This window comes from Undibacterium sp. Di26W, from assembly GCF_049340265.1.
Lineage (GTDB): Bacteria > Pseudomonadota > Gammaproteobacteria > Burkholderiales > Burkholderiaceae_D > Undibacterium.
In genome coordinates this window covers 117,195-135,634 of the sequence record NZ_JBMPOR010000011.1, presented here as the reverse complement: position 1 = coordinate 135,634, position 18,440 = coordinate 117,195, and the positions used below count along the sequence as shown (strand labels likewise).

General features: G+C 53.7%; 14 protein-coding genes and 1 riboswitch. Of the genes, 12 read left to right on the top strand and 2 right to left on the bottom strand.

All coding sequences use genetic code 11. The features are described from left to right. The first annotated feature begins 10 nt into the window (after positions 1–10). The 10 genes from bioB to ACO0LM_RS14940 all read left to right on the top strand — a co-directional run bounded on the left by bioB (position 11) and on the right by ACO0LM_RS14940 (position 13,391). A complete protein-coding gene (gene bioB / locus ACO0LM_RS14985) occupies positions 11–1,039 on the top strand; it encodes a biotin synthase BioB (RefSeq protein WP_423038080.1) in 1,029 nt (342 codons plus the stop codon). Between the two features lie 143 nt (positions 1,040–1,182). Then, positions 1,183–3,201: an acetyl/propionyl/methylcrotonyl-CoA carboxylase subunit alpha gene (locus tag ACO0LM_RS14980; protein ID WP_423038079.1), complete on the top strand. Its 2,019-nt coding sequence runs from the start codon at positions 1,183–1,185 to the stop codon at positions 3,199–3,201. A gap of 254 nt (positions 3,202–3,455) precedes the next feature. Continuing rightward, positions 3,456–4,184, top strand: a complete 729-nt coding sequence (locus ACO0LM_RS14975) for a pyridoxine 5'-phosphate synthase (protein ID WP_423038078.1) — start codon at positions 3,456–3,458, stop codon at positions 4,182–4,184. Between the two features lie 188 nt (positions 4,185–4,372). Further along, positions 4,373–4,457, top strand: a riboswitch (cyclic di-GMP riboswitch). A gap of 39 nt (positions 4,458–4,496) precedes the next feature. Continuing rightward, positions 4,497–5,435 (top strand): response regulator, encoded by a 939-nt coding sequence (locus tag ACO0LM_RS14970; protein WP_423038077.1) that lies wholly within the window; start codon positions 4,497–4,499, stop codon positions 5,433–5,435. A 73-nt stretch (positions 5,436–5,508) separates the two neighbouring features. Next, positions 5,509–5,874: a response regulator gene (locus ACO0LM_RS14965; RefSeq protein WP_423038076.1), complete on the top strand. Its 366-nt coding sequence runs from the start codon at positions 5,509–5,511 to the stop codon at positions 5,872–5,874. Between the two features lie 20 nt (positions 5,875–5,894). Then, positions 5,895–6,440, top strand: coding sequence for a chemotaxis protein CheW (locus tag ACO0LM_RS14960; protein WP_423038075.1), 546 nt, complete (start codon positions 5,895–5,897; stop codon positions 6,438–6,440). A gap of 113 nt (positions 6,441–6,553) precedes the next feature. Then, the gene (locus ACO0LM_RS14955; RefSeq protein ID WP_423038074.1) at positions 6,554–8,359 is read left to right on the top strand and encodes a methyl-accepting chemotaxis protein; all 1,806 of its coding nucleotides are present in this window, start codon (positions 6,554–6,556) and stop codon (positions 8,357–8,359) included. 105 nt (positions 8,360–8,464) lie between these two features. Further along, on the top strand, positions 8,465–12,469 hold the full coding sequence (locus ACO0LM_RS14950; RefSeq protein WP_423038073.1) for a hybrid sensor histidine kinase/response regulator: 4,005 nt from the start codon (positions 8,465–8,467) through the stop codon (positions 12,467–12,469). Between the two features lie 23 nt (positions 12,470–12,492). Next, complete coding sequence (locus ACO0LM_RS14945) at positions 12,493–12,951, top strand: chemotaxis protein CheW (RefSeq protein ID WP_423038072.1); 459 nt, start codon at positions 12,493–12,495, stop codon at positions 12,949–12,951. A 2-nt stretch (positions 12,952–12,953) separates the two neighbouring features. Next, a complete protein-coding gene (locus tag ACO0LM_RS14940; RefSeq protein ID WP_423038071.1) occupies positions 12,954–13,391 on the top strand; it encodes a chemotaxis protein CheW in 438 nt (145 codons plus the stop codon). A 6-nt stretch (positions 13,392–13,397) separates the two neighbouring features. Here the strand turns inward: ACO0LM_RS14940 and ACO0LM_RS14935 are convergent, their stop codons facing one another. Both ACO0LM_RS14935 and ACO0LM_RS14930 read right to left on the bottom strand, forming a co-directional pair. Then, complete coding sequence (locus ACO0LM_RS14935; RefSeq protein WP_423038070.1) at positions 13,398–14,741, bottom strand: sigma-54-dependent transcriptional regulator; 1,344 nt, start codon at positions 14,739–14,741, stop codon at positions 13,398–13,400. Further along, a complete protein-coding gene (locus tag ACO0LM_RS14930; protein WP_423038069.1) occupies positions 14,738–16,627 on the bottom strand; it encodes an ATP-binding protein in 1,890 nt (629 codons plus the stop codon). Before ACO0LM_RS14930 ends, ACO0LM_RS14935 begins: the two co-directional genes overlap by 4 nt. Before the next feature lie 225 nt (positions 16,628–16,852). Between ACO0LM_RS14930 and ACO0LM_RS14925 the strand changes: the two genes are divergently transcribed. Together ACO0LM_RS14925 and ACO0LM_RS14920 are read left to right on the top strand one after the other, a co-directional pair. Next, positions 16,853–17,386 carry a hypothetical protein gene (locus ACO0LM_RS14925; RefSeq protein ID WP_423038068.1) on the top strand — a complete coding sequence of 178 codons (534 nt, stop codon included), beginning with the start codon at positions 16,853–16,855 and terminating at the stop codon, positions 17,384–17,386. A gap of 14 nt (positions 17,387–17,400) precedes the next feature. Next, positions 17,401–18,315 (top strand): fatty acid desaturase family protein, encoded by a 915-nt coding sequence (locus tag ACO0LM_RS14920; protein ID WP_423038067.1) that lies wholly within the window; start codon positions 17,401–17,403, stop codon positions 18,313–18,315. The last annotated feature ends 125 nt before the right edge of the window (positions 18,316–18,440 follow it).

Genomic DNA, 18,440 nt, shown 5'->3' with positions numbered 1-18,440 from the left:
GGAAACAAAGATGCAAGCTACTGATACGACTTTGCAAGCCGTGCAATTCCAGCCACCGGTCAAGAAAATCGAAGCGGAAACCTGGCCCGTGGATGAAGTGCTGGCCCTGTTTGACTTACCCTTCAATGACTTGATGTTCAGGGCACAGACTGCACACCGCGCCAACTTCCCGGATGGCGATGTCGAACTGGCGACGCTCTTGTCCATCAAGACTGGCGGCTGCGAAGAAGATTGCAGTTATTGTCCGCAAGCGGCACGTTATGACACCGGTGTCGAAGCCAAGAAAATGCTGGATGTGCGTGAAGTGCTGGACGCCGCCAAAGCCGCGCGTGAAAACGGCGCGACCCGCTTTTGCATGGGTGCCGCCTGGCGTTCACCCAAAGACCGCGACATGGAAAAAGTTGAAACCATGGTGCGCGAAGTCAAGGCCATGGGCCTGGAAACCTGCGCCACCCTGGGTATGCTGAAAGAAGAGCAGGCACAGCGTTTGAAAGACGCTGGCCTGGATTACTACAACCACAATCTCGATACCGCGCCCGAGTTTTACAGCAATGTCATTTCTACCCGTGATTACCAGGACAGGCTTGATACCCTGGGTCATGTACGCAGTGCCGGGTTGAAGGTCTGTTGCGGTGGCATCGTCGGCATGGGTGAATCACGTCGTCAGCGCGCCGGTTTAATTGCGCAATTGGCGAACCTGAATCCCTACCCTGAATCGGTACCTGTCAATCATCTGGTACAGGTGGAAGGCACGCCTTTGTATGGTTTGGACCCACTCGATCCGCTGGAATTTGTGCGCACGATTGCCGTCGCACGCATCACCATGCCGAAGGCGCGGGTGCGCCTGTCTGCCGGTCGGCGCCAGATGGGGGAAGCAGTGCAGGCCATGTGTTTCCTGGCGGGTGCGAATTCGATTTTCTATGGCGACAAATTACTGACCACGGCCAATCCGGAAGCACAGGATGACCGTGTCTTGCTGGATAAACTGGGCTTGAAAACGCGCGGCAAGGTCGAGGCGAAGGCTGGTAGTTGTTCTTGAGGAAGACCTTACTTCTTCAGCACAGAGCTTATTTGAGCACCAAGAGAAAAGATGGAGACACAGAGGAAGGCGAAGCCTTTTTCTGGTAAAGAAAACCGTGATCAATTATCGTAGTCAATACATCCGCCCAAAAGGTTAGAGACATGTTTACCAAAATCCTTATCGCCAACCGTGGTGAAATTGCTTGCCGTGTTGCTGCTACCGCACGCCGTATGGGTATCAAGACTGTCGCGGTGTATTCCGAGGCGGATGCCAACGCCAAACATGTTGCTGTCTGTGATGAAGCCGTGCTGATCGGTCCGGCGGCGGCCAAGGAAAGTTATCTGCGGGCTGACAAGATCATCGCAGTCGCCCTGGCGACTGGTGCACAGGCGATACATCCCGGCTATGGTTTCCTGTCAGAAAACAGTGAATTTGCCAAAGCCTGCGCAAAAAATGGTATCGCCTTCATCGGCCCGCCCGCATCAGCCATCGAAGCCATGGGCAGCAAATCTGCCGCTAAATCCTTGATGGAAAAAGCCAATGTACCACTGGTGCCTGGCTATCACGGTGACAACCAGGATGCTGATTTCTTGCATACCGAAGCAGACCGTATCGGTTATCCGGTCTTGCTGAAAGCCAGCGCGGGCGGTGGTGGCAAGGGCATGCGTGTGATTGAAAAGTCGGCTGATTTCAAGGATGCGCTGGCTTCTTGCAAACGCGAAGCCATCAATTCTTTCGGTGACGATAAAGTGCTGGCAGAAAAATACCTGCAAAGGCCGCGCCATATAGAAATCCAGGTGTTTGCCGATACCCATGGCAATTGTGTCTACCTGTTTGAGCGTGATTGTTCGGTACAGCGTCGCCATCAAAAAGTACTGGAAGAAGCACCTGCGCCCGGCATGACAGCAGAGCGCCGTGCTGCCATGGGTGATGCTGCCGTCGCTGCTGCAAAGGCGGTGGGTTATGTGGGTGCCGGGACAGTGGAATTCATTGCCAACCAGGATGGTTCTTTCTATTTCATGGAAATGAATACCCGTCTGCAAGTCGAGCATCCGGTGACGGAAATGATCACTGGCACGGATCTGGTCGAATGGCAATTGCGTGTTGCTGCTGGTGAAAAACTGCCACTGCAACAGCATGAATTGAAGATCCATGGCCACGCCATAGAAGCACGCGTCTATGCAGAAAATCCGGAAAAAGGTTTCCTGCCATCGATAGGTACATTACGCCATGCCCGCACCCCCGTTGCCGTGAATTTTGAACTCGGTGGCGCTGCTGATCCGGCAGCTTTCCGTATCGATAGTGGTGTTCGTGAAGGCGATACGATTTCGCCTTTCTATGACCCCATGATCGCCAAGATGATAGTCTGGGGTAAGGACAGGAAAGAAGCATTGGCGCGTATGGCGCAGGCGCTGGCGCAATACCAGATCGTTGGCCTGCATAGCAATATCGCCTTCCTTTCGCGCCTGGTCACCAGTACGGCTTTTTTCGGCGCTGATCTCGATACGGGTTTGATAGAACGCAATCAGGCAGAATTATTCCCGGCACCGGCAGCAGCCAGCCTGACGACGCTGGCACTGGCGGTCGTATCCTTGCTGAATTCAGAAAAATCCTCAAGTAACAAAAGTGACCCCTGGCGATCCAGCCATGGCTGGCGCATGAATAGCCTGATGCAAAGAAACTTGCAGTTCATGGAAGAAGAACAGACGCACCTGGTGCAAGTGACTTATCTGGCCGATGGCTGGCAAGTGCAGCTTGGTGATGCCGCTGGTGCTGCTGATGCTGTTGTGAAGGTCAGACTGGCACTGGCGGATGAGAATGACATCGTCATCAAGATTGCAGACCAGACTGTGGCTGCCACCGTGGTGCGTGATGGTGAACACTTCCACGTCTTTAGCCAGGGCAGGCACACAGACTTGCATTACATTGATGCACTGGCCCATGCCGGTGAAGCCGAGGCAGAGGCAGGTCGCCTGACGGCACCCATGCCAGGCAAGATCGTTGCTGTGCTGGTCAACAAGGCACAGGAAGTGAAGAAGGGCGATGCCCTGCTGATCATGGAAGCCATGAAGATGGAACATACGATTTCGGCACCGCATGACGGCGTGATTGATGAAGTCTTGTATGCGATAGGTGATCAGGTCACCGAAGGGGCGCAGTTGCTGGCGTTCCAGCAGTAAATTTTCCAGCAGTAAGCTTGCCTGAAGTTTGTACTGTAAAGCCAGCACTGTTGTGCTGGCTTTTTTACGATGAAATCTTCAAAATTTCAAATATTCCCTCCCCTTCAAGGGGAAGGAGTAAAAAAACAGATACGCCAACAAATCACCTCGCTGTGTTACTTGTACAAAACGGCAAGCAAGTCCATGATAAATATTTGAACCAGAAAAATCTTTCACCACGATTTTCATTACTTTGGCCCGACTTTGGAATCACCATGACCGTCCTCTCCGTCAACATCAACAAAATCGCCCTGCTGCGCAATTCACGTGGCCGTAACTACCCGGATGTACAGGCCTTTGCCGCCCGCTGCCTGGATCTGGGGGCGCAGGGCATTACTCTGCATCCGCGTCAGGACCAGCGACATGCGCGTTATTCGGATGTGGAAACTCTGGGTGCGCTTTGTCAGGCACGTGGCGTGGAATTGAATGTCGAGGGTTATCCGGCACCGGAATTTCTGGATGTGGTGAAGCGCAACAAACCCGCGCAATGCACGCTGGTGCCAGACGCGCCGGATCAACTGACTTCAGACCATGGCTGGGATTTGCGCAAGGATGCGGATTTTTTACGTCCGGTGCTGGCTGAACTCAAGGCCATGGGTATACGCAGCAGCCTGTTTGTTGATTATGACAACATGGATCTGCATCTGGCCAGGGAACTGGGTGCGGACCGTGTCGAGTTATATACCGAACCGTATGCTGAACATTTTGGCAGCGCACACGCTGAGGTGATTTTCCAGGGCTTTCTCGCTGCAGCAAAACGCGCTCAGGATGCTGGCCTGGGCGTGAATGCCGGGCATGACCTGAATCTGGATAATCTTGCCAAATTCCTCAGCATCCCTGGCGTTCTTGAAGTATCCATAGGCCATGCCGTCATCGTTGAATGCATAGAATCAGGTATGCAGGATGTATTGACAAAATATTCAAAAATCTGCCGAGCGTGCTAAATTTTATGTATTTTACAAAAAAAATGAAAAGTAAATAAATGTAAAATTTTCCCTTGAATGCTGCAACTAATTGAACTACATTGAATTCGCAGCGGCCACAAAGTGGCTGTTGGTGCCGTGTCCCTGGTGTTTTCGTTTATTCGCCCAACAGGTCGTCAGGCAGTAGTGACTGGTACAGGACAGCAATGCCTGTGCAAGGGCAAACCATTCGAAAGAGTGGGACGCAAAACTAGAGGGCCCTCGCAAACTATCGCAGGGTAGCCAGATGTCGTAATCCGCGCATGCGGTTTTTCGTTAAAGGGCAGGTCGCTCATGAACAGTCATCCTATGGCGCTTTCCGGCGCTTCCAAAAAAGTCCTTATTGGTGTTTTTGGATTGTCAGATTACGAACTTCGCCTGGTTCGCAGCGTACTCAGTTTAACCATGGCAAGCGGACGCAGGCATTCATATGCCTTGTTTGATGCGGCCCAGGTTGCCGATCCCGATATCGTCATTCTTGATCCTGAGAATATGCAGGCCCGTGCTGCATTACAGGCCTTGATTGTGATACGGAATATCCCTGAGCCAGCCACCGTATTCATTTCCAATGCCGGACAGGCGACACCGGGAAAATATCATTTATTGCATCCTTTGGTTCCGACCAAAATGTTGGCCCTGCTGGATCAGGTCGCTGATGAACTGGATCGCATCATGCCTTCCATGCCACCCGTCGTAGCACCTACTGTAGCACCTGCAGTTCATACAATTGCTGTCTCTGCGCCACCAGTACAGACGGCTACGGCTGCTGTACAAACTTTGGTTCAGAAACCCGCAGCGACCTCTGTATTGCAAACAGGTCATCGTGCTTTGATTGTCGACGATAGTCCGACCGCAAGAATCAAAATTGATCTTGAACTGCGTTCCATGAAAATCGCTTCTGATTGCGCAGAAACAGGTGAACAGGCTTTGCAAATGTTGGAGAAAAAGACCTACGACATCATCTTTCTTGATATCGTCATGCCGGGTGCAGACGGGTATGAGATTTGTAAAATCATACGCCGCCATCCTCAAACCAAACGTACGCCGGTCATTATGCTGACTAGCAAATCTTCTCCTTTCGACCGCATACGCGGGTCGCTATCAGGTTGCAGCAGCTACCTGACCAAACCGGTAGAGCATGTCAAGTTCCGTGCCGTGGTGGAGAAAATTTTAACTGCTGGCGACGCTCCTTTTGCAATGGAAAAACCCTCTGGCCTGGCCATGGGAACCTGAAGCAATCCCTGTTTCAAAATTCCGTTCGTCCGAACGGTTCTAGCAATGTGTCTACCTATCTCAGGAGCAGATCATGAGTATGAAAAAAGCCCTCGTCGTCGACGATTCCATGGCTGAATTGGCCAATATAAAAACCATACTGACCGATGCCGGCTATGTGGTCGTGACCGCGTCCAGCGGTAAAGAAACGCTGGAAAAAGCCAAGGCAGAAAAACCATCCATCATTTTTCTCGACATCGTCATGCCAGAAATGGATGGCTATGAAGCCTGTCGCAGCCTGAGCCAGGACCCGGCAACCAAAGGCATTCCCATTGTTTTTGTCAGCAGTAAAGCGCAAAAAGCTGACCGCATCTGGGGTCAGTTGCAGGGCGCTAAAGGCTATGTTTCCAAACCCTATACGGCTGACCAGATCATTGATCAGCTCAAAATTGCTGCCTGAAATTTTTGAAGAGACGCATCATGAGCGCACTTTCCACCAGCAGCAATGGGCCAGCCAAAGAATGGCTGCCGCCCAGTATGGCCTTGCAGCGCTTTACCCCACCGGGTGATTTGCTGTGGAACGATGCTGCACCGGTGGTGGAAAGGAAGCGCTATGGTTATCGCCTGGCGTCCCTGAACCTGCTGGTCAGGGCCGAGGTCGGTAGTGAAGTCATACGGGCGCAGGCATTGGCCCCCTTGCCCGGCACAGCGGCATTTTTGCTGGGCCTGATCAATTTGCGCGGCAATCTGGTACCCATCTTTGATCTGGGGCTGGTATTGGGTGGCCGCAGGTCAGACATTACGCCGAATAAATTGTTCCTGATACTGGACAAAGGCGACAACGCCGTTGGCATGGTGATCGATAGCTATCCGCAACCCCTGGTGGGTTTGCGCAGCATATCGCAGTTGCCGCAATTGCCAGCTACGCTGGAAGCACATGTGCCAGCTGCGTACATGCTGGATGAACGGGTCTGGCTGGATTTTAATCACGAAAGTTTTTTCGACAAACTCAGTCGCAACAGATAAATGCAGATCAGGACAGCCTTACCAGCCGTACGGATAAGCCCGCCTGTCCTTTGCTAACAAAGCCGGAACAATTGATCGATGTTCATTGTTGATGTTTTCTCGTGGAGAGCAAAATGAAATTACGTACTCCGAATATCGGTATCCGGCTTGGCCTGGGTTTTACCGCCGTGTTGTTGCTGCTGGCAGTCACCGCCTGGCTGGCGATGTCCAATCTGAAAACCATCAATGATGGTACCCACCGTATTGTGGAAGGCAGCTACCCAAAAGTGGTGTTGGCTTACAAGATGCTGGGTAACGTCAATGCCAATGCGCGTTCCATGCGTAACATGCTGCTGTTGAATGAACAGACTGCGGTCGAGAAAGAACAACAATTGATTTTGTCACGCAGGCAGAATCAGGATGCAAATATCGCTGGCTTTGAAAAACTGATCGCCAGTGAAGAAGAAAAAGGCATCTTCCAGGCAGCGACGGATGCACGTAATAAATACGGCGCTTCACAAAGGGAATTCCTGCGCCTGGCGACAGAAGGCAAGAAGGCCGAGGCCACTAACTGGTTGCTGGGTAATCTGCAGGCCGATCAGGAAAAATGGTTTTCTTCCATGGATAACCTGATCGAATATCAAACCAAGCTGGTGAACACCGATGGTGCCGCGGCTGATACGACTTACCTGAACGCCAAGAACGTGTTGTTCCTGGTGGCTGCCTTGTCTATCTTGCTGGCTGCCGGTGTGGCTTACTGGATGACGCGCAGTATTACCCGTCCGGTGTCACATCTGGTGTCAGTCATGCAGAAACTGACACAGGGCGATGCCAATGTCAGGGCGCGCAGCAATCATCCGGATGAAATTGGCAAACTCTCGCGCCAGTTTGACAAGATGGTGGATGAACGTGAAGCCAGCCGCAAGACGATCGAAGAAGAAAATGAAAAACTCAATGAATCCGTACTGGTGCTGTTGCAGGCGGTGGCGCAACTGGCCAGTAAAGACCTGACCGTCAAAGTGCCGGTGTCTGCTGATGTGACTGGCGCGGTATCCGATGCCTTGAACATGCTGACCAGTGAAACGGCGAAAGTGTTGCGCGACGTTAGCAACATTTCAGCCGACGTGACGGAAGCCACGATGAAAGTGAAAGCCCAGTCCGATAACGTGATGGCTGCAGCGGCAGAAGAAAGGCTGGAAGTGGAACACACCACCCTATCCTTGTCGACGGCCTCTGAAGAAATGCGCAGTATTGCTGACCTGGCACAGACTTGCAACCGTGCAGCGGATAATGCGATACGTTCCACCCAACTGGCGATGGATACGGTAACCAGCACCGTGGGTGGTATTAACAGTACCCGCGAAATCATACGCGAAACAGAAAAACGGATTAAACGCCTGGGTGAACGTTCGCAAGAAATTTCCGGCGTGGTCGGCCTGATTAATGCGATTGCCGAACGTACCCACATCCTGGCTTTGAATGCGAGTATGCATGCGGCGTCTGCTGGTGAAGCTGGTCGCGGTTTTGCGGTGGTTGCGGATGAAGTGCAAAGGCTGGCTGAAAATGCGCGGCAAGCGACACTGCAAATCTCTGGCCTGGTGAACAATATTCAACTGGAAACATCCGATACGGTCAACACCATGAACTCGGCCATTGCCCAGGTGGTGGAAGGTAGTCGCCTGGCAGAACAGGCCGGTCTGCAAATGCAGGCTACCCAAAACGCCACTACGGAACTGGTGGAATCGGTACAGAAGATTGCCATCAAATCCCATGGCCAGGCCAAGGCCAGCCAAGATCTGCTTGATCGTGCGATACAGATCAAGAAAACCAATCAGGAAACCAGTCTGCAACTGGACGAACAATCCACCCAAACCACCAATCTGGTGGAATACGCAAGGATGTTGTTGTCCACCGTGCGCGTGTTCAAACTGGCGGCTTGATGGTGGTTTGATATGAACCAAGTTGGCTCGCCGGCAGGCAGCCTGGTTGGCTGCCGGGTTTTCTCACCGTTTCCACCCTTTCCACCATCACTCGTCTGAGGCATCATGGAACAGCTAGAAACCCATTCGACAGATTTCAGTCATGTCGTCCTCGGTGCGCTGGACGAGGTATTCAAGGTCATGGAGACCGAGGCCACCCATTCGGCCAATGTGGCAGATGTCACCAAAGCATTGTCCTGTTATATCGAGCAGTTGCGGCGCATACGTGTCGCCGCCAGTGCTGCTGATATGCCAGGCCTGCATTGGGTGTGCGCCCTGATAGAGCGCAATCTGATCAATCTGCACAACCAGACCCGCCTGCTTAGCGACGAAGAATATTTCCTGCTGAGTGAATGGCCAGACTTGTTGGCCAGCCATGCATTGAATCATGGCGACCGCAATATAGAAACCCTGATCGCCCATCTGTCCACGGCCAGTTGGCCCATGCCCTTGAACCAGGTTGATTCCTGTGAATTGCGGCAGTTGTTGTGCAGCGACCCGCTCACCTTCGATGAGGAAATGGATGAACCGCCACCCCTGTTCCTGGTTGCTTCGGATGAGCTGCTGATGGACGCCAGCCTGGAGGGAGCCTCCTACACGACAGCAAGCTACAACATACCGCTAGCTGCGATTGACAATGAGCAGAACTTCAGCCTGGCGGAAGCCGCACAGCAGTCTGCACATATCAACGCGCCATCTGACCCACTATCCGCCCTGCATGATGCAATGGATGCCCTCATCATAAGCCTGGTTGCTGATGAACACTTTGGCCAGGGTGGTGAACATGATGCCCTTACCCTGCAATCCTATGCGGCACAACTGCAGGTGTTCTCCAGTTGTGCGTCCGCTCAGACAATGGAAGCGATTGCAGATGCCTGCCATGCATTTGCCGGTGTGGTGACGCAAAGATCAACAGTGGCACGCCCTGTGAACGAAACTGAACTGGGATTGTTGAATCGTTTCCCGCTGATGCTCATGGATGGTATTGCCGACCCGTCCAATCCAGACCTGACGGCGCGCCTGCTGGATGTCATCTATGACGCCGCATGGATGGCGGAGCCGGAGTCAGCAGAACCTGAGGCTGATAGGCCGCAGGCAATAGTAGAAATACAGGTGCAAGCGGCAGCGGCGGCGGGGGTGGATACACCTGCGCCTGCTACTGTACAGGTTACTGCCCTGAAGCAGGAAATCAGCAGTGACATGCTGGCGCTGTTTGCCAAAGAGTTCAGTCTCATGGCCGCTATGCTGACGGAAGATCTGAATGCCGTGCAAGTATTGGATGCCCCCAGCGTAGAAACGGTGCAGGCTCTGCAAAATTACAGTGATGCCCTGTTGCGCATAGGTGCCACCGCAGAATCGGTAGGCCTGACTGCCCTGCAACAGGTATTGACCATCCTGGCACAGCAGGTATCTGCCCTGAATGAAAAAACCAACGCGCACCAGCATGCGCTGCTGGCTACTTTACCGGCAAGACTGCTTGCCTATCTCGACCATCCGGCAGAAGAAGTACCTGCACTGGAATTGATGGAACTGGTCATAGACCCATCCTGGCCGGTAGATGCCGCACAATGGGACGACGGTTTGTTCGCCCGCCTCATCGACGTCAAAGTGCTGGCAGAAAGTGTGCAGGAAGACAGTGTACCAAGCGTCATCAGTGCTGCTGATGTGTCAATACAATTGCCGAATGATCTGAACACGGAATTATTCGATGGCCTGTTGCAGGAGCTGCCGATACAGGTCAACAGTTTTACCTCGGCCATAGAAAAACTGGCCAGTGGCGAAGGCAAAATGCAGGACGTGGAACAGGCCAAGCGGGCCGCCCATACGCTGAAAGGGGCGGCCAATACCGTCGGTATTGCCGGTATCGCCAATCTCACCCATCACCTGGAAGATTTACTCATCGCATTAAGCAATCAGCACAGTTTGCCCGACCGTGCCTTGTCTGAAATCTTGACTGAAGCCGGTGATTGCCTGGAAGCTATGGGTGAAGCCGTCATGGATGCCGGCCCGGCACCGGCCCAGGCACAGGAAGTCTTGCAGCAAGTCTGTGATTACGTGCGCATGATGCATAGTGGTGAGCATGTTGCCCAGCGTATTGCCGAAGATGTCGTGCCGGAGGAAAGCCAGGGCCTGTCTGCTGTCATGTCCGTTGCCCAGTCCGAAGGCGTGGTGCTGGATCTGGTCGAACCGGGCTCGCATGCTGCCGAGCCTATGCTGCGCGTACCTGCCAAGGTGGTCGATGAATTGCTGCGCCTGGCTGGTGAAAACGTGATTTCCAATGCGCAAATCCAGGAGCAGTTAAAGCAGACACAAAAACAATCCAAAGCCATACAGAAGCATGACATCATGTTCCAGAAACTGATCGCCGATCTGGAAAACCTGGTTGATGTGCGTGGCATGAGCAGCCCCCAGAAAATCGTCAGCAACAACAGTAGCAATAGCAGCAACAACAGCATAAGCGATGGCGATTTTGATCCGCTGGAATTCGAGCGCTATAGCGAACTGCATACCATTACTGCCCAACTGGTGGAAGCACGAACAGATGCCTTCGAAATGTCGAATCATATCGATGAACAACTGCACTCACTGGCCGAATTGCTGGAAGTGCAGCGCCGCCTGCAAATGGAAAACCAGCATGCCGTGATACGTACGCGCCTGGTACCAGTGACAACCGTGGTATCGCGCCTGCAACGCAGCGTGCGCCAGACCTGTCGCTTGCTGGACAAACAGGTGAACCTGACTATTCTCGGTGCGAATACCAATATCGACAGCAATATGCTGAATGACCTGACCGACCCCTTGATGCATATCTTGCGCAATGCAGTGGATCATGGCATAGAAGCCCTTGCCAGCCGGCTGGCGCAACAGAAGCCGGTTGCCGGATTGATAGAACTGAGTTTTGCCCGGGAAGGCAATTCCATCGTCGTGCGTTGTCGGGACGATGGTGCCGGGCTGGATTATGCCGCCATACGTCGTACCGCCCTGAAGCGGAAGCTCATCAGTGCTGACCGTATTTTGTCCGATGAAGAACTGGCAAGGCTGATCCTGATGCCCGGTTTTTCAACCAGGGATGCCAGCACCCAGACTTCTGGTCGTGGTATAGGCATGGACATGGTGCATTCCCGCATACTGGAAATGAAAGGTTCCCTAAACTTGCGTTCTGTCGCCGGTCAGGGGCTGGTGGTGGAGTTGCGCTTGCCAGCCAGTCTGTTGTCGGAACATACCTTGATGGCCAGGGTAGGTGGCAATATGATGGCAATTTCCAGCCGTCGCATTCTCGACATCCATTACATCACGGATGCGCAAATTGATATGATTGCGAACCAGCCCGTGTATCGGGTTGGCGACGCGGTACATCAACTGTTGAAGCTCGAAGATTTGCTTGGCGTGCAAGGCCGGAACCGGGATACCCAGGCACATGGATATCCGGTCTTGCTGATCAGTACCGATACCGGTGCCACCTGTGCCATACAGGTACAGGAACTGGTCGATGGCCGTGAAGTCGTGGTCAAGAAATTTGGCCGCTACGTACCAAAAATCCAGGGCACTATCGGTGCCGTCATTCTGGGTGATGGTAGTGTCGCTCCAGTGATAGACTTGCCCGAATTACTGCGTGCCACCATGCAGCAGGACATGCACGTAGAGGATGAAGAGACCGGTTTGCCAGTAAACAGCCAAACCCAGACCCAGACCCAGACTAACCATGTGCGGACTGCGCTGGTGGTTGATGATTCCCTGTCAGCCCGTCGTGCCAGTGCACAGATCATGCGTGATGCCGGTTATGAAGTGCGCACCGCGATTGATGGACTGGAAGCAGTTGCCCTTATCGATGAAGCCTTGCCGGACGTGATACTGGTGGATATGGAAATGCCACGCATGAATGGACTGGAACTGACCAGCCATGTGCGTGCCCGCAAATTGAAAAAACACATCCCCATTATCATGATCACTTCACGTTCCACCCAAAAACACCGTCAGCAGGGTGACTCCGCCGGTGTCGATGCTTATCTGGTCAAGCCTTTCAGCGAAGATGCCTTGCTCCAGCATATTAACCGTCTGACGGGGGTATGAGTATGGGCGCGATGATGCCGGGCATGAGACAGGAAACCAGAAATCGTATCCTGTTGCGTATTGAGGGCTTGAAGCTGATGCTGCCACAAGGTGATATCTGTGCAGTGGAATCAGTGGTCGACATGGATATGCAAGAGCCGCCACCCCATGCGCTGGGCCGTATTGCCTACCTCGGGCAACGCTGGCCCGTGGTGTGTATTGATGCTGAATTCCGCGTGCTGGAAAGCTTGCCGCCGGCCCGCCGTGCCTGTGTCATGCTGGCCACCGGCAGCGGTTTTCTTGGTTTGCTGTGTGATGACGTGCGGGTCCTGACCCAGCTGGATATCGTCGATTATTCGCTGCCCATGGCCATGCGTTGCAATGACACGCCGGTACAGGCACTGATGCCATTTGAATCTGGCCTGGCCTGTGTCACTGATGCCGGACGTTTATTGCAGTTCAGTGCCCTGGCTTTGGCACTGAGACCGCAGCCGGAGGTGTAGCCATGTCGAATGCTAGCGCCTGGCTGCTGGATGTGGGGGATGGGCAACGGGTTGCCATCGGTCAGCGCGAGCTGATCCAGATTATTGACGCCCCCGACAGTTTCGACGTGCCGCTTGCACCCAGCCATATGCGCGAGGTGATTTTCTGGCAAAAACGGGTAGTGCCGGTCATGCAGTTGCCCCTGCGTCTGGGTGGGCAGGCTTGTACCAGCAACATCCTGGCCCTGGTGGCTTTTCATGATCAGCTCAGCAATACAGCCGGTCTGGGAGCCATCCATTTATCGGCACCGCCGGTGCGTGTGCTGGTGGATGATAGCCAGGCCAGCGAACTGGAAGACCAACATCCAGCCTGGCAGGAAATGGCGATTTCCTGCTTTGAACAACAGGGTAGCCGCATACCGGTATTGGACCTGAGCCGCATATTCGCCGGAACGGCCTAGGGTTATTCAGCGCAAGCCATGCCTGCGCATTTTATTCAGCAAACCTACGCGTGAAATACCCAACTGCCTGGCGGCATGTGTGTGATTGTGTTTGCTGTCTTCGAGCGCCGTCACGATCAGGCGTCTTTCCAGGCTGGCCACTTGCTCTTCCAGCAAACCTGCGACCTCATCTTGTGCCGGTGGCGACACTTCACCACAAGCCAGTGCCAGATCGTCTACTGCAATCTCAGGCTGATCACCGGCCAGCGCGGCTGCGGTTTGCAGGCAGTGTTGCAATTCCCTGACATTGCCAGGCCACTGACGTGAGCTCAGCCATTCCAGCGCGGTGGCGGTAAGGCGTTTCGGTGGTGAGTATCTGGCACAGATGGCTTGCGCGATGAGCGCAATATCCTCAGCCCGGTCGGCCAATGCCGAGGTGCGCATTTGTATGCCTTTGAGGCGATAGTACAGATCATCGCGAAAACTTTTTTCTTCCACCATGCTCGCAAGATCACGGTTGGTTGCTGCGACTATGCGCACATCGACATGCTGTTCTTCGCGCGCACCGACGGCAAAGAAGCTGCCGGACTGCAAAAACCGCAGTAATTTGACTTGCATGACCAGCGGCATTTCACCCATCTCATCCAGAAACAGGGTACCACCATCGGCGGCGGCAATCAGGCCGATGCGGTCACGGTCTGCACCAGTAAAGCTGCCCTTTCGATGACCAAACAATTCACTCTCGAATAATTCAGCAGGGATGGCACCGCAGTGTACGGCGATGAATGATTTGGCCGCCCGTTTGCCATGTGCATGCAGGGCACGTGCCACCAGTTCCTTGCCGGTACCGCTGGGGCCGGTCACCATGACAGGTACGTCGGTAGGCGCAATTCGCCTGACCAGTGAACGCAATTCGGCCAGTTCCTTGCTGATACCGATGAGCCCCATGGTATTGTCGTCCGGCAGGGCTTTGCCACGCCATTCTGCCAGCTCACGTTCCAGCCGGCGCTTGGTCATGGCCCTTTCCACCACTACGCGCAGGATGTCGGGGTCGAGTGGCTTGGGTAAAAAATCCCAGGCCCCCAGACTGATGGCGCGCAAGGCCAGCTCACGGTCGGCATGACCGGTCATTACCACCACCGGTACCGGGGCCAGCAGCGGTAGCAAGTTCAGGCCTTCATCCGGCGTGAATGTCGGCGGCAGTGCCAGGTCCAGCAAGACCAGGTCAAAGCTGTTGCAGGCCAGCAGTGCGTGTACCTGCTCAGCCGTCGCGGCAAGTTTGACGGTGTAGCCCAAACCAGCCAGCCAGTTACCGCACAGACGTTGAAAGGCTGGTTCATCATCCACCAGCAAGATACTTTGTATGCTCATGATGCAAGAGGTAAGCTGAGTTCAAAACAGCAGTTCCAGCCAGCATAAGCGACCAGGCTCACCGTGCCACCATGTGCTTCTGTCAGGCGGCGCACTATCGCCAGTCCCAGGCCGGTACCGCCTGGTCTGCGTGTCTTGAAGGGTTGAAATAAATCGGCCACCAGGTCGGGTGCCACACCCGGCCCGTTATCACACACACGCAAGCATGCCATACCGCTCGCAGGAATGGCATCTGCTTCTATGCGTATGCGTGGGTCGGGACGTCCGCGCAACATGGCCAGGGCATTATTCAGCAGATTTCCCAGGATTTGTTCAGCCCGGTTGCGGTCTATGCTGACCAGCAGGCTGGGGTCTACCGCCAGCTCTATCTGTACCTCAGCCGCCAGGGTGGTTTTTGCTTGTACAGCCAGCAGGCTGTTGAGCAATTCTGCCATGCTCACATCCTGGCAGTGCAGGCGTACTTCGCCCGAATAACTGAGCAGATCCTGAATCAGGTGATCAGCCCTTTCTATTTGTGTGCGAATTTCTGCGCGGGTGTCAGATGGGCAGGATACTGCCGCCATGCTGATGATATTCAGGGGATTGCGTAATTCGTGCGCCACCGTCGCTGCCAGCCCGCCCAGTTCCAGCAGGTGGGCTTGTTGCAGGCGTTGTTTTTCCTGTTCCGCATAACGCAACAACTGATCCAGCCGGCCTGCCGCCGCCACCAGCAGTTCGGCAAATACCGCACCCACTTTTTGCACGCTGGGCGTGGCGCCTTCCCAGCCAGACAAGGTGTAATTCCAGGCAGGCTGGTCTGGGGTATTGGCTGGGTCACGGTAACAATGTACGCAGGGCTGTCCAGGCAAGACGTTTGCTATTTGATTGCCGCTTGTGATCAGGACAGGCATGGGCTGTTGCAAATGGGTTTCCAGCAGCCTGGTGGCGATGCTGGTGAGTTGTTCCCAACTACCTGCGGCTTCCAGTTGCTGACGCCACTGTACGAGCACTTCAGCTTCCAGATGGGCACCCGGAAAGATCAGTTTTTCCATGATGCGGCGCGTCGGTCTTTCCATCGTCACCATGCTTAACAGCATGACCGTACCCAGCAACCACAGTTGCCACAGCGGGATAGCTGCCAGTGCTGTAATGCCGGTACGGGCGACCACACTCAGCAACAGGCTGACGATGGCAACCGTGATGACGCCCAGCGCCAGCCAGGCGAGCAGGCGATTGGCCCACAGATTGACTGCCATCAAGTCGTAACGCAGTATGCCAAACACCAGCAATACGGCGTAAAACGGCAGCAGGATCACACTGTAAGGAAAAATCGGAATTTGGAATGAGGCATTCAGAAACATCAGTGTCGATGCCGACCCCCACACACCAGACAGGCACAGCGCCATAATTTGCCGGCGCTTTTTAGGTGCTGCCCCCGGCCAGGCCAGTAACAGCACGACATATGCCCAGATACTCAAACCACTGACGAACAGCCCAGGTATCCAGCCCCAGGCAGGAAAAACATAATAGCGTTTGAATTCCAGCCAGGGTAATAACTGCCCCATGTCAAATACCGCGAGGGCAAGCACTATCGTGGCCGCGATGGCATACCAGATCAGCAACTGCCGCGTCCGCAAGTAACCCAGAAAGCTATACACAAAATGCAGGAAAAAGACGGCATTCAGCGGGCCAGTATTCACCAGCATTTTGCCAAACTGGCTCAGGCTGTCATCGCCAAGATTGATCGCCAGTTGTCCGCAGGCCCAAATACCTATCCAGATGCAGAACAGGGCAAGCGCCTTCATGCCCGGTTGCCGGCCTGCTTTTACCCACAGCCAGATAGCCAGCAAAGGGCTGATGCAGCCTTGCAGCGCAAGCGAGAAAAAATAAAGTCTATAGGCATCCATGGCTGATAGCTGTCAACAATCTTGATAGTCATTGGGGGCCAACTATATAGCAAACTTACAGCTGGTGTTGGGTCTTTGTATTAATTTCTTTAAGAAACAAGGGCTTACGAAAAATCTTCAGATGGCATGTCGCTTGCGAATACGGTATCAGGCAGCTCCTGCATTTCACATACCAGGTCTGCCGCATATATGAACCGTTTTTATCTATTGCGCCAGAAAGTCATCATGAACACACATACCAATTCCATCGTTCACTTTCCTATCCTGTCGCGCGCCAATCTGGTCAGGCTGAACCGCGTGCTGGCCTGGGCCATGCTGGCGACCCCTCTCATACAATTTTTTGTTCGCGCCGATATCGTCAATTGCCTGTTGCTGGATTTCGGCCTGCTGATCGCTCATGGAATATTGTCGCTGTATCTGTTTGGCATCCCCAAAGTCAAAAGAGAAAATTTTACTTTCAGCATGCATGTAATGGGTCTGCGCATGCCAGGTTTGAGTCCGCGCAATTTATTTTTGTTGACGGGCTATCGCATAGTCCTGGGACTGACTGCATTTTTTTCGTTTTTTGTTCCTGGGGGCTGGGTGCTGGCGCTGTTGCTCATTTACCCGCTTATCCGCATGCCGGCTTCGGTTGTCCAACATCTGCATGCAGCGATTGAGTGTGCATTTCAGCGTTGGGGTATCAGCAAATTTGATGTGGAATGGGTAGTAGTCGTCATCTACTTCTATTTCTTCATCGCCAATTTGTTGCGCGCTTAAGCGGGAGAGCACGCATGACTACCTTCAGCCTGCATCACCCCGCGACTAGCGCCAGCGTTCGCGCTGCTAATCCACATCCAGTCACCCCGATAGCGCGAGCAGAATATGGCAACGGTCATCTCAATCGTCGTGAAGCCGGCTTACCCAGTCTGGGTAAACTGGGTGGCGACCTGCAGGCAGCAAGCAGGATGCAACGGGCGATATGGCCACTATTACCCTGGTTGACACTGGCCGCTTTTATGGCACTTTACATCCAGCAACTGTATGTGCTTTTGCCCTTGATTTTTCTGGTGCATTTTCTGGTGTCCGTCACCTTCACCCATGATGTACTGCATGGGGCCGCCGGATTCAAGCCACGCACTACAGAATGGGTATTGTTTGGCATGAGTCTGGTATTGCTGGAAAGCGGCCATGCCTTCCGCCAGGCACATCTGCATCATCACAGCCACTGCCTGGAAGAGGATGATTTTGAAGGCAGCCCTGCCCATATGAGTTTTCTGCAAGCCTTGGCAATTGGTCCGGTATATCTGGCTAAACACTGGCGGCATGCGTATGGGCTGGCCAAAAGCAGGCCGCAAAGGCGCTGGATGCTGGTTGAACTGGCTATTCCTGTTCTGTTCCTGATCATGGCTATCGCACTGTCTTCAAGGACGATGGCACCATTGATTTATTTTGTGTTCATGTGGCTGGGTAGCTGTCTGTACCCCATCACCACCGCGTGGTTGCCTCACTTCAGACCCAACAATGCGGTCCTGGGTCAGGCCAGGAGCTTGCGTGGCAAACTTATTCCTGCCCTGCTATGCAACCTGTCTTATCATCTTGAACACCATCTGTATCCGCAGGTGCCCAGCTACAATTTGCAACGTCTGGCAGGAAAGCTGGACCCTTACTTTGAGAAAATGGGTGTGTCGCTGTTGCATGTCGTGTAATTATTTTTTCGTTGCGGGCAAATTACTGGTCTGCGGGTAAAATGCAGCTACAGAACGCGTTTCAACTGATTTCAGCTTAATTTAAGTAAACCGGGTGAGACGCGCAAGCTGGACAGCATGAGTGG

Excerpts from the sequence above, each read along its gene's own strand:
- bioB (WP_423038080.1), top strand. The coding sequence starts at position 11 with ATGCAAGCTACTGATACGACTTTGCAAGCCGTGCAATTCCAGCCACCG.
- ACO0LM_RS14980 (WP_423038079.1), top strand. The coding sequence starts at position 1,183 with ATGTTTACCAAAATCCTTATCGCCAACCGTGGTGAAATTGCTTGCCGT.
- ACO0LM_RS14975 (WP_423038078.1), top strand. The coding sequence starts at position 3,456 with ATGACCGTCCTCTCCGTCAACATCAACAAAATCGCCCTGCTGCGCAAT.
- ACO0LM_RS14970 (WP_423038077.1), top strand. The coding sequence starts at position 4,497 with ATGAACAGTCATCCTATGGCGCTTTCCGGCGCTTCCAAAAAAGTCCTT.
- ACO0LM_RS14965 (WP_423038076.1), top strand. The coding sequence starts at position 5,509 with ATGAGTATGAAAAAAGCCCTCGTCGTCGACGATTCCATGGCTGAATTG.
- ACO0LM_RS14960 (WP_423038075.1), top strand. The coding sequence starts at position 5,895 with ATGAGCGCACTTTCCACCAGCAGCAATGGGCCAGCCAAAGAATGGCTG.
- ACO0LM_RS14955 (WP_423038074.1), top strand. The coding sequence starts at position 6,554 with ATGAAATTACGTACTCCGAATATCGGTATCCGGCTTGGCCTGGGTTTT.
- ACO0LM_RS14950 (WP_423038073.1), top strand. The coding sequence starts at position 8,465 with ATGGAACAGCTAGAAACCCATTCGACAGATTTCAGTCATGTCGTCCTC.
- ACO0LM_RS14945 (WP_423038072.1), top strand. The coding sequence starts at position 12,493 with ATGAGACAGGAAACCAGAAATCGTATCCTGTTGCGTATTGAGGGCTTG.
- ACO0LM_RS14940 (WP_423038071.1), top strand. The coding sequence starts at position 12,954 with ATGTCGAATGCTAGCGCCTGGCTGCTGGATGTGGGGGATGGGCAACGG.
- ACO0LM_RS14935 (WP_423038070.1), bottom strand. The coding sequence starts at position 14,741 with ATGAGCATACAAAGTATCTTGCTGGTGGATGATGAACCAGCCTTTCAA.
- ACO0LM_RS14930 (WP_423038069.1), bottom strand. The coding sequence starts at position 16,627 with ATGGATGCCTATAGACTTTATTTTTTCTCGCTTGCGCTGCAAGGCTGC.
- ACO0LM_RS14925 (WP_423038068.1), top strand. The coding sequence starts at position 16,853 with ATGAACACACATACCAATTCCATCGTTCACTTTCCTATCCTGTCGCGC.
- ACO0LM_RS14920 (WP_423038067.1), top strand. The coding sequence starts at position 17,401 with ATGACTACCTTCAGCCTGCATCACCCCGCGACTAGCGCCAGCGTTCGC.